Annotated in this window: 16 protein-coding genes and 3 pseudogenes; 15 read left to right on the top strand and 4 right to left on the bottom strand. The window is 37.6% G+C overall.

Annotated elements, in window-relative coordinates; translation table 11 throughout:
* Positions 1-233: 233 nt before the first annotated feature.
* Positions 234-1,666: pseudogene (locus tag PROCOU_RS15005) on the top strand (DEAD/DEAH box helicase).
* A gap of 110 nt (positions 1,667-1,776) precedes the next feature.
* Here PROCOU_RS15005 and PROCOU_RS17325 read toward each other — a convergent pair.
* Positions 1,777-2,088: pseudogene (locus PROCOU_RS17325) on the bottom strand ((deoxy)nucleoside triphosphate pyrophosphohydrolase); the annotation flags it as partial.
* 268 nt (positions 2,089-2,356) lie between these two features.
* Here PROCOU_RS17325 and PROCOU_RS18720 point away from each other — a divergent pair.
* Positions 2,357-2,626 (top strand): hypothetical protein, encoded by a 270-nt coding sequence (locus tag PROCOU_RS18720; RefSeq protein WP_244266341.1) that lies wholly within the window; start codon positions 2,357-2,359, stop codon positions 2,624-2,626.
* Between the two features lie 61 nt (positions 2,627-2,687).
* Positions 2,688-3,212, top strand: a complete 525-nt coding sequence (locus PROCOU_RS18715) for an HNH endonuclease (protein ID WP_244266340.1) — start codon at positions 2,688-2,690, stop codon at positions 3,210-3,212.
* 235 nt (positions 3,213-3,447) lie between these two features.
* On the opposite strand, the pseudogene dcm reads toward PROCOU_RS18715, so the two are convergent.
* A pseudogene (gene dcm / locus PROCOU_RS14990) lies at positions 3,448-4,751 on the bottom strand (DNA (cytosine-5-)-methyltransferase).
* 164 nt (positions 4,752-4,915) lie between these two features.
* Here dcm and PROCOU_RS18710 point away from each other — a divergent pair.
* Positions 4,916-5,740, top strand: coding sequence for a MutH/Sau3AI family endonuclease (locus PROCOU_RS18710; protein WP_244266339.1), 825 nt, complete (start codon positions 4,916-4,918; stop codon positions 5,738-5,740).
* A complete protein-coding gene (locus PROCOU_RS18705; protein ID WP_244266342.1) occupies positions 5,700-6,296 on the top strand; it encodes a PDDEXK family nuclease in 597 nt (198 codons plus the stop codon). The genes PROCOU_RS18710 and PROCOU_RS18705 overlap by 41 nt, the downstream gene beginning before the upstream one ends.
* Positions 6,297-6,540: 244 nt before the next feature.
* Here the strand turns inward: PROCOU_RS18705 and PROCOU_RS14980 are convergent, their stop codons facing one another.
* Entirely contained in the window at positions 6,541-6,852 is a 312-nt protein-coding gene (locus tag PROCOU_RS14980) for a hypothetical protein (protein WP_036073937.1), read from the bottom strand.
* Positions 6,853-7,378: 526 nt separating this feature from the next.
* On the bottom strand, positions 7,379-7,540 hold the full coding sequence (locus PROCOU_RS17850) for a hypothetical protein (RefSeq protein ID WP_159101242.1): 162 nt from the start codon (positions 7,538-7,540) through the stop codon (positions 7,379-7,381).
* A gap of 163 nt (positions 7,541-7,703) precedes the next feature.
* On the opposite strand from PROCOU_RS17850, the gene PROCOU_RS14975 reads away from it, so the two are divergent.
* The 10 genes from PROCOU_RS14975 to PROCOU_RS14935 all read left to right on the top strand — a co-directional run bounded on the left by PROCOU_RS14975 (position 7,704) and on the right by PROCOU_RS14935 (position 13,975).
* Entirely contained in the window at positions 7,704-7,889 is a 186-nt protein-coding gene (locus PROCOU_RS14975) for a hypothetical protein (protein WP_036073934.1), read from the top strand.
* Positions 7,890-7,996: 107 nt separating this feature from the next.
* Positions 7,997-9,280 (top strand): metallophosphoesterase, encoded by a 1,284-nt coding sequence (locus PROCOU_RS14970; RefSeq protein ID WP_051994445.1) that lies wholly within the window; start codon positions 7,997-7,999, stop codon positions 9,278-9,280.
* Positions 9,281-9,450: 170 nt separating this feature from the next.
* Positions 9,451-10,029: a nitroreductase family protein gene (locus PROCOU_RS14965; protein ID WP_036073931.1), complete on the top strand. Its 579-nt coding sequence runs from the start codon at positions 9,451-9,453 to the stop codon at positions 10,027-10,029.
* A 96-nt stretch (positions 10,030-10,125) separates the two neighbouring features.
* Positions 10,126-10,470 (top strand): avidin-fold protein, encoded by a 345-nt coding sequence (locus tag PROCOU_RS19485; protein ID WP_482796764.1) that lies wholly within the window; start codon positions 10,126-10,128, stop codon positions 10,468-10,470.
* 84 nt (positions 10,471-10,554) lie between these two features.
* A complete protein-coding gene (locus PROCOU_RS14955) occupies positions 10,555-10,977 on the top strand; it encodes a hypothetical protein (RefSeq protein WP_036073927.1) in 423 nt (140 codons plus the stop codon).
* A gap of 23 nt (positions 10,978-11,000) precedes the next feature.
* Complete coding sequence (locus PROCOU_RS14950) at positions 11,001-11,408, top strand: VanZ family protein (protein WP_036073925.1); 408 nt, start codon at positions 11,001-11,003, stop codon at positions 11,406-11,408.
* Positions 11,409-11,781: 373 nt separating this feature from the next.
* Positions 11,782-12,330 carry a hypothetical protein gene (locus PROCOU_RS14945; protein WP_036073922.1) on the top strand — a complete coding sequence of 183 codons (549 nt, stop codon included), beginning with the start codon at positions 11,782-11,784 and terminating at the stop codon, positions 12,328-12,330.
* A gap of 101 nt (positions 12,331-12,431) precedes the next feature.
* Positions 12,432-12,566 (top strand): P-loop NTPase family protein, encoded by a 135-nt coding sequence (locus PROCOU_RS18975; RefSeq protein ID WP_279625198.1) that lies wholly within the window; start codon positions 12,432-12,434, stop codon positions 12,564-12,566.
* 37 nt (positions 12,567-12,603) lie between these two features.
* Positions 12,604-13,065 (top strand): ATP-binding cassette domain-containing protein, encoded by a 462-nt coding sequence (locus PROCOU_RS14940; protein WP_159101241.1) that lies wholly within the window; start codon positions 12,604-12,606, stop codon positions 13,063-13,065.
* Positions 13,046-13,975, top strand: a complete 930-nt coding sequence (locus PROCOU_RS14935; RefSeq protein ID WP_036073919.1) for an ABC transporter permease — start codon at positions 13,046-13,048, stop codon at positions 13,973-13,975. The genes PROCOU_RS14940 and PROCOU_RS14935 overlap by 20 nt, the downstream gene beginning before the upstream one ends.
* Positions 13,976-14,218 lie beyond the last annotated feature (243 nt).

Raw genomic sequence — 14,218 nt, 5'->3', positions numbered from 1 at the left:
CAAGAACGGCTTTTTACTGCGGCCGCTCCAGTTTTTTTCGGAGCTGAACGGGCCGTTTCAGCTTTTCATGTGATCCAGCTTCAGAAGCCAGCCTCTCGGAAATTTCGGTGCCTCCGTAAAAACCAAAAGAGGGTTTTCACTACGCCCCCTAACAATTTCTGTCGAGGCTAACGGGCTTCTTCAGCTTTTCATGTTATACTTAACAAAACACAAAATAGATATGAGGTAGAATTATGCGATTTGATAAGATTGGTTCGGATATTGAGCGGGCGCTTGCTGGTTTGGGTTATAAGGAAGCGACGGAGGTGCAGCGTGAGGTTGTGCCGTTAGTTTTGGAGGAGAAGGATGTTGTCGTGAAGGCGCAGACTGGGAGCGGGAAGACGGCTTCGTTTGCGATTCCAATTTGTGAGCTTGTGGAGTGGGGCGAGAATAAACCGCAAGCGTTGGTCTTGGAGCCAACGCGGGAATTGGCGGCACAGGTTCAGGCAGATTTTACGAACATTGGGCGGTTTAAGCGCATTAAAGCGACGGCGATTTTTGGTAAGTCTCCTTTTGCGAAACAAAAATTGGAATTGAAACAGAAAAGTCACGTTGTCGTTGGAACGCCGGGGCGAACGCTGGATCATATTGAAAAAAGGTACGCTAAGTTTGGAGAAAGTGCGCTATTTGGTTATTGATGAGGCGGATGAAATGCTGAATATGGGCTTTATTGAGCAGGTTGAGGCAATTATCCAAGCGCTGCCGAATAATCGCGTGACGATGCTGTTTTCAGCCACATTACCAGCAGATATTGCAATGTTAAGTGATAAATATATGAAGGCGCCAGAGCATGTCGAAATTGCTGCTACAGGACTAACGACCGCAGACATTACGCATGAAAAAGTGACGGTGAAAGACGATAGCAAAATGGTTGCGTTACGAGATACGTTGATTGTGCAAAATCCCGAGAGTGCGATTATTTTTTGCCGGACGCAAGAGCGTGTAGATGAAACGTATGACCAGTTGTGTCGCATGGGATATCCCGCTGAGAAAATCCACGGTGGCTTAACACAAGAAGATCGTTTTGGCGTGATGAACGATTTTTAAACGCGGCCTGTTTCGCTTTTTAGTGGCAACGGATGTGGCGGCGCGTGGAATTGATATTGAGAATATTTCACTTGTCGTGAACTATGATGTGCCACTTGAAAAAGAGAGTTATGTGCACCGGACAGGTCGGACGGGGCGCGCTGGGCGTAGCGGGAAAGCAATCACTTTTGTAACGCCGTTTGAGAATCGTTTTATCGGTGAGATTGAGGAGTATATTGGCTTTGAAATTCCACAAGTCGATTTGCCGAATGATGCGATTGTAGCAGCACGTAAACAGGCATTTGATGAGAAAATGGAAGAGGCACCAGTCGTGAAGAAGGATAAGAGCGCGGCGCTAAGTAAAGATATTATGAAGATTTATTTTAATGGTGGCAAGAAGAAGAAGCTACGCGCTGTGGATTTCGTGGGGACGATTGCGAAGTTGGAAGGGATTAGCGCAGATGATATCGGTATTATTACGATTGAGGATAACGTATCGTTTGTTGAAATTCTGAACGGTAAAGGTGCGCAAGTGGTGAAAGCGATGCAAACTGTCACTGTGAAAGGGAAAAAATTGAAAGTCAGTAAAGCACGGAGATAAGCGAAAAGATGCCTAGTCAGTGCGATTAGGCATCTTTTTTTCTGTAATTTTTCAACAGCAGGTAGATTAGCAGGTGACCATATCAAATGGTGCATTTCGCTAGGAACGAGCCATTGCATCGCTTGGTGGACATGCATAGTTGGTTCACCAGTGATGAGTTCGCACAGAAAACAAGTAAGATGGACGTTGGCAAATTCATAAGCATAAACAGTGTGCTGAAAAGCTTTCGTTACGGCGATGTCACAACCGATTTCTTCTTGAACTTCGCGAATAAGAGCTTGTTCGGGCGTTTCACCAGGCTCGATTTTGCCACCTGGAAACTCCCAGTCAGCGCCGTTTACTGCGGAGTCGGCACGCTGGACACAGAGGATTTTTCCATCCTTTTGAATAATGGCGCCGACGACATGGATATCTTTTTGCATGGGGGCCTCCTTTTTCTCTTTATCATAGCATAAGTGAGTAGGATTGCGCTGTTAACTAAATGGAGAAATGTGAAACTGCTTGAAAGGTCTTTAATCTGTAAAATTCCTACAATTTTGTTTGGATGATTTTGCAAAGTATAGCTAGTTTCGCTATAATGAATATATTGTAAAATTTCAGTAATAAATAGCTGTGAGATAAATTAAGTTATCTATTAAGCTGTATAATATTTCATAGGCTACAGTATCATGATGAAGTGGAGAGATTTTTTTGTATAATTTTAGAGTTATTCCAGCCAAAGAGAATATTTTTATAGAAACAAAGAATAGGTTTCAAGATATATTAGAGGATTTTAAGCATTATGCAGAAACTTTAACTATTGAAGCTGGAAATGCCAAGGCGAAAAGTGGTAAGGCTGATTCTTATACTAGGTATCTTATAAGATTAATCATTTTCTACGAAGAAAGTAACAATGATGAGTTGAGTGATTTGACTTCGTTTGAAGCATTAAAAAAAAATAGAGGGAATAAAATATATTGAGGGATTTAAACAATTTAATCAGGAATCTAATCGCTTTTATAGCGCTACAATAAGTTGTTATTTGGCATATGTAACTTATAAAAATACTACTGATGATGAATTGATAGGTGGAGAGCTTGACAACTTATCAAATATTTTGAGTGACAAGGAATACAGCGTTAGAGAGGAACAGGCAAGATATTTAGTTAATGAGCCTAAAGCAAAACCTGATAAAGGTAGGAATAGTGTAATTTCCTCTTATCCAAGAAATTACAAGGAGGCAAGGGAGGCCAAGATAAGAAGTAATTGGACATGCGAGTTTAATCAACAACATGGGACGTTTATTAATAATATAAATAATAACCCCCATGTCGAGGCTCACCACCTTATACCTATGGCGGCGCAGGATTACTTTGAAAATACTATAGACTTTGCCGATAATATTGTTTGTCTTTGTCCGACTTGTCATAGCAGGATACACTATGCTGTGAGAGCTGAAAAAAAGGAAATGATAATAGAGCTTTTTAAGCGAAGAAGAAATTTATATTTGCGTCATGGGGTAGAAATTAATGAAAAGCTACTTTTAAATTTTTATGGGATTATTTAAAATTAAAATAATGTTTATGATAGTTTAAAAGGAGCCAATATGAAGTGAAATGATTAAAAAGCTTGCAATAAATAGAGCGCACGGAGTTTGTCAACACGCACTTTTTATAGTTTTTTGTCAAAAAAGAAAGCTGTGTAGGCTATGAAATGAAGTTCATTGCTTACGCAGCTTGTTTTATGTTCTCCGAGCTTATTAATAGTTTATTAAATAAAAACTTTGGAACGGTAGCAATCAATTAATACGCGGTATCTATTTTCTTTAGTTCGTCGCCAATGCGTTTAACAATACCTGTTACTAAAGCATTTCCCATAAAGAACCATCTCATTCTATCCGATACTTCAATAACATCTCCAGAAGAAATTTGTTTATATTTTGTCCAGTTATCAGGAAAATCTTGGAGCCTTTCAGCTTCGACAGGAGTTAGAAGGCGATATCTGCCGTTTATTTTTATTAAATGTGTAGATCTGTTAATAGTTCCTTCTGATGTAAGCATTGTTCGACCTGGTAAATCTAGCGAATCATGGGGACTCATGCCGCCTTCTGCATAGATATAAGTATGACCTGTCTCTGATGTTCTTTCTATTTTTTTGGGACCTCTTAAGTAGGCGAACTTCTCAAGTTTGTCTCCTGTAATGTAGTATTTTTCATCTACTTCATGCTCGGGCTGCAAAATCTCTTTTAGTGTAAGGGGTTCCTCTTCCATAGTTGACTCAGTATCAATAGAATAATATCTGCCATGACGCATAACACCTGAGTTCCAAATCTGCCCAGTGAAGTTGTCTGAGATGTCCACTACATCATTTGAAAGCATGCCAAAAGTATGACGATTTTTATTAGCTGTGGGTTTGACTGGGAATTGTCGTGCAAAAAGCCCTGTTTGGAAAATATAATTATCGTAGGCATGACCATCAATGTCATCTGTAAATAAATTAAAATGTTGACTATCTTCTTTTTCAAACAAGTTATCGATATTTTTAGCCCATTTTAAATCATTACGGTATACAAAGAAGAAAACTCGCTTTCTACGTTGGCTTCTACCATAATCAGCAGCATTAATAACACGCCACTCAACTGAGTAATCTAAGTTATTAAAGGCTGCTAGCATAATTGCAAAATCGCGGCCACGCTGCTTTGAAGGTGATTTAAGTAGCCTATCTACATTTTCAAGAATCAAGTATTTGGGCCTAATATGAGTGACTGCTCTTATAATTTCCCAAAAAAGAGTACCCTTTTTTCCTTGAATCCCAAGTTCATGTTTCTTACTTCTTGCAACCGAATAATCTTGGCATGGGAAGCCCCTACAATCATTTCTACACCAGCTTCTCGCATTTCATCAAACTTTGTATTAGGTATTAGTCCTACATCAGTATTTATATGTTCCATACCAGGAAAGCGATATACACCAACTTCAAAAGCATCTTGAGTTTTACGCGATGGTTCAAACTGGTTTGAATAAATAGTGTTAAAGAAGTCTGAGTCAGAATTGTTTAAACCTACAATAAATCCTCCGACTCCATCAAACATTGAGAAAATCTTCATTAACAATACTCTCCTTAACAGAACAAATTTTCGTATGATTTATTATAACCTATATTTTGTTTTTGATCAAGGAGTTTGTATATAAATTTATGGATGTGTTGAAATTTCAGGTAAGATATGGTTACATAGTAATCAAAAGGATGAATTTTGGGGGGGAGAATAAGATGACATATAATTATACCGAAGAATGGTCAAGAGAGAAGATATTTGAAGTTGCTGATGAATTAGTGGGCAAGACACTTGGTGAAATAGATAAATCTGGTTGGCTTGAAAAGAAGGCTAATAAAGGTAAAATTGGGAATATGATACAATCTGATTTTTTTGGTATACCTGCTAATTCAATATCGGGCCCAGATTTTATACATCACGGTATTGAATTGAAAGTAACTCCCGTCTTAGAAAAAAGTATGAGGGACTATACCTCTAAAGAGCGCTTGGTGTTAAGCATGATTAATTATGAGAATGATTATAAAATTCCTTTTGAAGAAAGTGTTGTAAATAAAAAGGCGAAAGATATGTTATTAATTTTCTACCTGCACAAAGAAAATATGCCAGTAAAGGATTTTAGAATAATCAAGACAACACTTTTTGAGCTTCCTCTTGATGATGAGTTACAGGTAAGACAGGATTATGAGGCGATAATTGGTAAAATAAGAGAAGGAAAAGCACACGAAATTAGCGAAAAGCAACAAGTATTTCTAGGTGCTTGTACAAAGGGGCAAGGAAAAGGCAAAGATTTCGTTAAGCAACCGTTTTCACCTGAACTGGCTAAAAAAAGAGCATATTCATATAAAGTTGGCTATATGTCTGCCTATGTCAGAGGTTTATTGCGCTTACAAAAGACAGAGCATATTAATGTTCCAAAAGAAAAGAGTTTTGTTGAGGGAATAAAAGAAATATTAGATACATATAACGAGCGTACTGCAAGCGAAATAAATAATATGCTAAGTGATAAGCAATCAAGTAATTCAAAAAAGTTTTTTATTTAATATCATCAGTGCGATGTTTGAGACGAAGGGCTCTAATGTAAATAGAACAGAGGAGTTTATTAAAGAAGGTTACTGTATAAAAACTATAGTAAATAGACTGCAATCTGGGAAAAATCAAGATATGTCATTCCCTAATATAGATTTTACAGAGATATATAATGATGAATTTGAGGACTCCACTTGGTATGGTTATTTTGCGGAGACTAACTATATTTTAGTAGTTTGGGATGAATATAAAGAGAATGAATATAGATTCATTAAGTATGTTGAATGGACCCCTGGGGAAGAGATACTTATCCCTGCTGAAAAGTTATATAACAAGATTAAATATATGCTAGATAACAATTTAGTAGAGGTTGATAATGAAGGCAAGTCAAATCATGAGACATGGATAGATAATTTGCCTAAAAGAGGCGAATTCGCACCATTACAAATTAGACCAAAAGGGAGTGGAGAAAGCGTTATTATTAATTTACCAAACAGTCATCAAAGAATTAAAAAGAAAAGCATTATGATTGATAAATCGTATATGCGTAGGATTGTAGGTCTAGATTAATTTTTTGTGGGTTTGTCAAGAAAAGTGTGTAATTAAGAAGAATGTGATCCTATCCTTTTCTTTAGTTTAGTCAAGTAGCAAACCCCAAAAGAATTTAAGTATTGTGTAAACATAAAAAATAAAGCCTGCTACTTTTCCATTTAAAAAAGGAGGCAGGCGGTTATAATAAACATGTTACGAAGTTGTCACTAAACGGTAGTCATACATTTAGGGAATGTAAAATATTCACTTGAGAGAAGCATGGCTAATTCCCATTCATCGATTTTTTTGCATAAGAAACATCCAAATCCAAATCTAAACCCGGATATTTCAACGCCAAGCCTTCAATACACGTAATAAATCGTTGACTCTGTAAAACTGCGGAGATATCTTCAAACACCTCGCTTAGCCAAGCTAATATTTCTGGATTGCAATTTTGGAAATAATCGACAGTATCATCTTCATTCTTTGTAAATATATTCGTAAGTCTCTCCCATTCTTTTTGGACGCTAGGGTCATCGGGATGAAGACTTTTTCTTCGGTTTACTATATCAGTAACTAGCTGGTTGTCTATCATTTCAATCAGTCCTTTTCGTTTTTATGGTTGTCTAGAGTTGTCTGGAATTATTGTACCGACCTTGCCATCAGTTTTTATTATGCCAACACGAACCCCTTTATATTCTGAAAATGTCCATATACCATCAAGAAGGTCTGCGTTACTTGGTAATTTAGCTATATAATCGCCTGCTTCAAAAATCTGCTTTTCAGACTAATTATCTGGGAACAAAGCCTGTTCTTCACCAGTTCTTTTAAATTTATTTTTATGACTCGGAATATTTCCAATGCGTACACCATTAGGATATTCTTTTAAGACGTTGAACGCAATACCATTTTTCTTTAGGTAGGATATATTATCTTGTCCATGCCCACCATTTATTATCCGATTGTACACGCTTAGACTCTGTAATGAATACGATTACAAAATTATGTATTTCTGCAATATCAATACGTGTCATTGGCTTTATTCTCCTCTAATAGTTGTAGTTGGTTACGAATTTTTTCGTTGTTCTTCTATAAGTTGATTTTCTAGTGCAGTTGCATTTTTACGCGTTGCCCTGCCACTCGGCTTCCAATTCATCTTGTAAGTTTCCTGTGGAGTAGGTTACATTCGGCCTCAATTTCAATGTTAAGGCATCGGTGTTTTTCCAAATCGAAGTCGCATGTTCAGATAATTTACCACTAGGAAGTTGTATTTTCTTTTCCACGCCGTATCCCTCTTTCCTTATTTTAGTCGAATACAGAGATATTATACCATAAAGACACATAAAGTTACAATGTGAGTTTTATTTTATTTTTACACTCTATTTGTGTTTTTTTGGCATCGTTGTTGTATAATTGAATTACAAATAATACTACGAGGTGATTTTCTTGAAAAAGAGTATAAAAGGTTCAAAATGGTTTTTAATTCTTGCAACAGTAGTCTGTTTTATATTACTTATTGTATCCATACTTGTTTTTATGCAAGATCGCTCACCATTCACCATGGTCACTATTATCATCGTCCTTGGCGCATTAGTGCTGAATTTCGTATATTTCAAGCAAGAAAATAAGTAGGCGCACGATGATACCTGGAATCTCCGTCACAAAATATCCACTCCTAAAACTTAAAATCCATGTTATACTAAATCATGTGAACATATAAACAAAGGAGCCTCCCAAAAATGAAAAAAACCGCACTGGTATGTATCACGTTGTTATCCCTTAACTTAACAGCGTGCGCCCAGCTAACCGACCAACCTGCTAAACCAAATATTTCTCCAAAAATTACAAAGAACAACCCTCTAACCATCTATCAAGCCACCGACATCCACTACCTTTCAAACACTCTCACCGATGGCAAAAAAGCATTTAAAACTTACCTTGCAACAGGTGATGGCAAGCAACAGAACTATATCACCGAAATTACCGATGCTTTTGTCGATGATGTGAAGGCGCAAAAACCAGATGTTCTCATTCTCAGCGGTGATATCACGAACAATGGTGAGAAGGTTAGTCATCAGGAAATGGCGAAGAAGCTGGCGGACATCGAGAAATCAGGTGTCCAAACTTTTGTTATTCCGGGGAATCATGATGTTTTGAACCCTTATGCGCGAAAGTTTGAAGAGGGTAAGCAGTTGAAAGTGGAGGATATTACACCGGATGAGTTTGCTTCGATTTATCATCATTCGGGATATGACGAGGCGGTGATGCGTGATGACTCAACGCTTAGTTACCTTGCGGCGCCATCAGAGGATGTATGGCTTTTGATGGTGGATACGGCGGATTATGAGAACAATAAGCGTTTTGGTGCGCCGGAGACGAACGGGTATATCAGTACGCAGACGTTTGCTTGGATTCAAAAGTGTATTGATTTGGCGAAGGAGTATGATGCGGAGCTTGTTACGGTGACACACCACAATTTGTTGGATCATAGTGAGCTTTTGACGAAGGGTTTCACGATTGTGCAGAATAAGGAGGCGGTGTCACTTTTTGCGAAAAATGATATTGCGCTGAATTTGAGTGGGCATGTGCATATTCAGGATATTCGGTCGGAAACAGCGCATGATCGTACGATTTATGATATTGCGACGAGTTCGATGGCAATGTATCCGCAGCAGTATGGTGTCGTGAGATATACACCGAATCAAGGCTTAGCTTATGAAACGCAGCGGATAGACGTTGAAAAATATGCGCGGAAAATCAATTCTAAGGACCCTAACTTACTTCATTTTCAACAGTATTCGAAGGCTTATTTTGGGCAGTTTAGTTATACGAAGGCGCTCAGTGATTTGTTTCAAGAAGGGAAGTATGCTCCAGATGATGTGGAGGAAATGGCAAAAACGATGGAACAGGTTAATTTTGCGTATTTCACAGGCGATAAGCGTTTTTTTGAACAGTGTGGAGAAGATGCCGGGTTATGCGTTGTGGCAGAAGGTAGACAGCGAGTTTATGACGCAGTACATTGATTATATCGTGACTAATAAGTCGAAAAATGATCTCACGCTAAAAATTCCAAAGCGTTAGACTGTAGAAAGACTACTTCACATGATTAGCCACCGAACTTTAGTGTTTGTCGACACGCTAAGGGTTGTCATGCTATACTTAGTGAGAATGATTATCACTAGGAGGATTATCGATGGCTAAAAATATATCAGAAGTTATAATGGAGCGTCGTAGTATCAAGCAGGTAGACGAGACGCCAATCGAACGAAGCGTTATTAATGACATTTTGGAGAAATCGGCTTTTGCACCATTCCATAGTAAAATCGAGCCTTGGCATGTAGCGGTTTTATCGACGGAATCAGAGAAGCGCCGTTTTGTGGAGGCGATTGTAAATTCGATGGAACGGATGCAAGGGGAGCCATTGACGCATGAACGACGAGAGCAGATTCGGGTTGGGAATGAGCGCAAGATTGTGGCGCCGCCTTATACACTGATTGTAACGACAGACATCATTGGGAGTGGCAAGAAGGATTTTGAGGCGATTGCTGCGACGAGCGCTTTGATCCAAAATATCCAACTTTTGGCCTGGGAAGTTGGCCTTGGCGTACTTTGGCGAACGAATAATTTTATTTTTGATTCGGGCGTTGTGACGGAATTAGGCCTAGATGGGCAACAGATTGTTGGCTGTTTGCAGATTACTCGCATCAATGAAATTCCAGATGCGAAGCCACGCCGGGCAATGAGTGAATGGGTGAAGGATTTAGGCGAATAAGGAAAAAATAGGGCTCTAGTCATGCATCACTTGGCTAGGGCTTTTTTGTCATTTTGTGCTATAATAGTTGTGTGATTAGTTTGAAAACTAGGAGGGATTCTGATCGTTAATTATCAGGGGAAAAAATTCGCAGTTGTCGAAAACTCGGGAAATGGCGAAGTATCTGAAAACACGGTTTTTCATTATTTTCAAGATGGGGACGTTATTTCGGGGACTTACGAGGGTGGCGAGATTGCGCGTGGGACACTGATTGGTGTGGTGCATAAGGATGGCTCTATTGATTTTCGCTACAATCATGTAAGCGTGAACAAGCGAATTCGAAGCGGGACGTGCCACTCGACACCAGAATTTTTACCAGATGGGAAACTTCGGATGCATGAAAAATGGCAGTGGAATGGGCTGGAAAGAGACTCTGGCACATCGATTGTAGAAGAGATATAAAGACAATTTTTGCTCCTTTTTCGGGAGTTTTTTTGCGTAAAAAAATAACATGATTTGTTTCATTTTTTATCAATATGATACAATTTGTTTGTTTTAAATAATACTAAAAGGAGTGCGAGTACGAAAAAGAAAATTATTAGTTCGATTGTTGCGATACTGTTGTTTTTTATTTTGCCAATATCAGCACTAGCAACATCTGTGAGCGGGTCGTATAATTTTAAAGGTGGATTGTATACGCGAAGCTTTGAGATGGGAGCTGGAAGTGCAGTGCGGGTAAAAACAACGCCAACAAAATGGCCAACGGGGAAATTTCACATTAAACTGACTTTACAGCAAAGCCTTGGTTGTATTGGCTGGGCAAAAACGGATGCTTCTTGGAACTATTCTCATGTAAAGGATACATCAGCTAGGTTATATGCAAAAGGTCGAGGAGTATATAGGGTCTATATGAAGTCCAGCATTTTGCCAAATAGCCAACCGTTTAAAGGTCAGATACTTATTTACTAAATTATTATAAGGGAGTAACTAGCATGGATATAACGTATGACCCGTTTATTATTATTATTTTAGCATTTGCAATATTGGTCGTGATGGCGATAACTTTGAGATTTCTTTTACGAGGGAAGAAGTTGGATAGGTATTATGTTGCAACGGCTTTGCTTGGTGTTTATTTAGTATTTTTGATTAAATTTGTGATTTTTCCATTTACGGTATTCAGTAACTTGCTGGATGCAGGGAGCTATGTGGTGATGGATTATATCAATATTGTGCCGTTTAAGCAGCTCTTTGATGGGACTATGGCAGGCTGGTACCAAGCCCTTGGGAAGGTGTTGTTGTTCCCGCTTGGCGTTTACATAAGTGTGATGAAGCAAAACGTATCTTTTAGGAAATTTATGTGCATTGGTTTATTGATTTCAGTTATGATTGAATCCGTGTAATTATTGCTAGATATCGTGTTTATTTATCCGAATCACTTTATGGATGTGACGGATGTTATTTTGAATGTGATTGGCTTTGCTACGGCATATCTTATTAGTAGAATAGCATTTATTAAGGAAATATATCCTAATTCAAAGAAATACGAGGCATGATATGCTCTGTGATTGCAGAAGAGATATGAAGTAATGCTTGCTCCTTATTTGGATCTTTTTTATAAATAAACACTATTTGACTTGTTTTGTTTTCACGTGATACAATATGAGTGTCTATGAGTATACAGCGTTTTCAAAAATTGAGATGCGAATAATAAGCATGCTTTTGAAACTACACTTTGTATTGATTACAACAACAGAGAAGAGAGGAGAATGATTTATGGCAAATGTATTAAACAAGCAAAAAATGAAGGTGATAATGCTCGTAGCGCTGTGCTCCATCATGATGGCAGAAACACCAACATTGGGCGTTCAAGCAAGAGAAAGTGTTGGCACTATGAATTCTAAATTTGAAATGGATGCAGCCCGAGCAATTGCCGAAATTGACGATATAGGAATAGAGGAAATAGCGGAAGCAAGCGAGCTAAAATCCCCACTAATTCGCAAAGCAGCTACGTATAGAAATAAAATATATTCTTATAAAAGAGGTGGATTTGCTGCTTGGTGCAAAGATTATATAAGTTATAGATACAATGGCAACAATGTGGCTGAAAATAGTAAGTGGCAAGAATCAGGTTATATTTTTCCAAACATGATTAGAAAAAAAGGGATTTCAAATTATGCAAACGGTAAGGGATATAAAGACTATAGGGGGATAAAAACATATAAAGTTGGGACGCCAAGCCCTTGGGGTGATGTTTCTTTAGCCCAGTTTGATAGATCAGATTACTATAGAGTGAAGTCTAATGGTGTTGGTTACCGAAAATAAGAATGATAGCATAAATAGTAGTGCTGGTTGGATTCAAAATTGCAACTGCACTACTGTTATAGCTTAGATAGTATAAAACAAAATATAAAAGGGTTGGTAGAATGCTAGAAATCATAAATTTAGAGAAGAAATACAAAAACCAAACTATCTTGTCGAACTTTAATATGAAACTTGATTATCCTGGTATTATTTTTTTCTTAGGGAAGAATGGTGCGGGGAAAACGACTTTTTTTTAACTGTATTATGGGATTTGAGGATTATCAGGGCAAGATTGTGAAACCTAATCGAATTGCGACGGTTCTTGATGCGTCACATTTGTACGGTAATTTGAATGGACTTGATAATATTTTCTTATTGATTGGACGTAATTTGTTGCAGGAAGAAAAGACAATTCTGCAGAAATATATAGATGAAAATGTTTTAAAGAGAAAGGTGAGGTCTTATTCATTAGGGCAGAAAAAGATTTTGGCTATTCTTATTGCTTTATTTACAAAGCCGGAATTGCTGATTTTAGATGAGGTTTCGAACGGATTAGATTATGAGACGGGAAAATTGGTTAAGCGTCTAATGTTATCTTGCAAAAATGAAATGCTCATTTTAGTTTGCGGGCATCAGTTTGATTTTTATAATCAAATCTTGGATGAGGTTTTTGTAATTAATGGTGGTACGTTAGTTCAGATAGATAGAAATGCGTTTACAGATTTGGAGCATGCTTATGAAAAATATGTGGTGTAGTATCAAGGCACAATTATTTTATCAGTGGAAGGCAAAATACGTCATTTTGCTGTTTGTAATTCTTGTAGTTTTATCTATTTTTTCAAGTTACGCGCAGTATCATTCGCTTCAACAAAAAGAGGAACGGTTTGACGCAACGCTTGCGATGTATCAAAAAGATGGAATTACGCTGAAACAGGCACTTGTGGAAGATTTGGAAGTTAAGAAGGCTGGAAATTCAGAGGAGATTAGTAATATTTTGAAATATGATTACTATCGTGTCATTGCGGCTAAAGTTGCGCTAAATCCGTTGAACGCGCCGAATCAAATTTTTACATCCATTGCGATTCTATTTTTGCCGATTATTTTTGGGATTTATAGCTGCCATGTTGCTTTCTTTGATTTTAAGTATGGGACATATAAGAGTCAGTTGTTGTTGAGGGGACATCGATTGTTCTTTTTTGGCAAGCTTCTATCGGTTGTGATTATGGCTGTTGGGGTGGTTTTATTTACTGTATTTCTTTCTATGGTGGTGCAATATTTATTTAATGCCGTAATGGGAGTTAAAGCGGATATGCGTGTGAATTATTTGGCAGAGTTACCATTGCAAGTAACATATCAAGCAGTAGTTTTGATTTTATTTGGCCTCTTTTTCTTCTTACTAACCGTTGCATCGCGGTCGACTTTGATTAGTACGGTTGTGCTATTTATATATATGTTACTTGTGCCAAATTTGGGTGGCTTTGATCTTAAAAATTTGATGTTGATTTCTATATCAAAAATTTATAATACCTCAGCTGCAACGATGGATGTTGTGTCTGGGGAAAATACGAATTTGATGCTAGGTTATTTGGTTGTAGTTACCGTGTTTGGATTATTGACTTTTTTTGTGTATAGATGGGATAAGCAAAGGCTGTGCCCTGAAATTTGATTGGGTTTAACTTCTTTTTGGCGTTTTTTAAAATAAAACTAAAATAAGTATGGGTTATGAACAAGAAAATTATTAGTTCTAAAAGATAAGATACTTGTTTACTGAATTATTTTTAAGGGAGTAACAGTTAGATGTGACGGATGTTATTTTGAATGTGTTTGGCTTTGCTATGGCATATCTTATTAGTAGAATAGCATTTATCCGGAAAATGTATCCAATGTAAAAATTTTTGAGACATCAGAA

This window comes from Listeria rocourtiae FSL F6-920 (assembly GCF_000525975.1).
GTDB classification, from domain to species: Bacteria; Bacillota; Bacilli; order Lactobacillales; family Listeriaceae; genus Listeria_A; species Listeria_A rocourtiae.
Note: the sequence above shows the minus strand (reverse complement) of the source record. Positions and strands in the feature narration are given on the sequence as shown.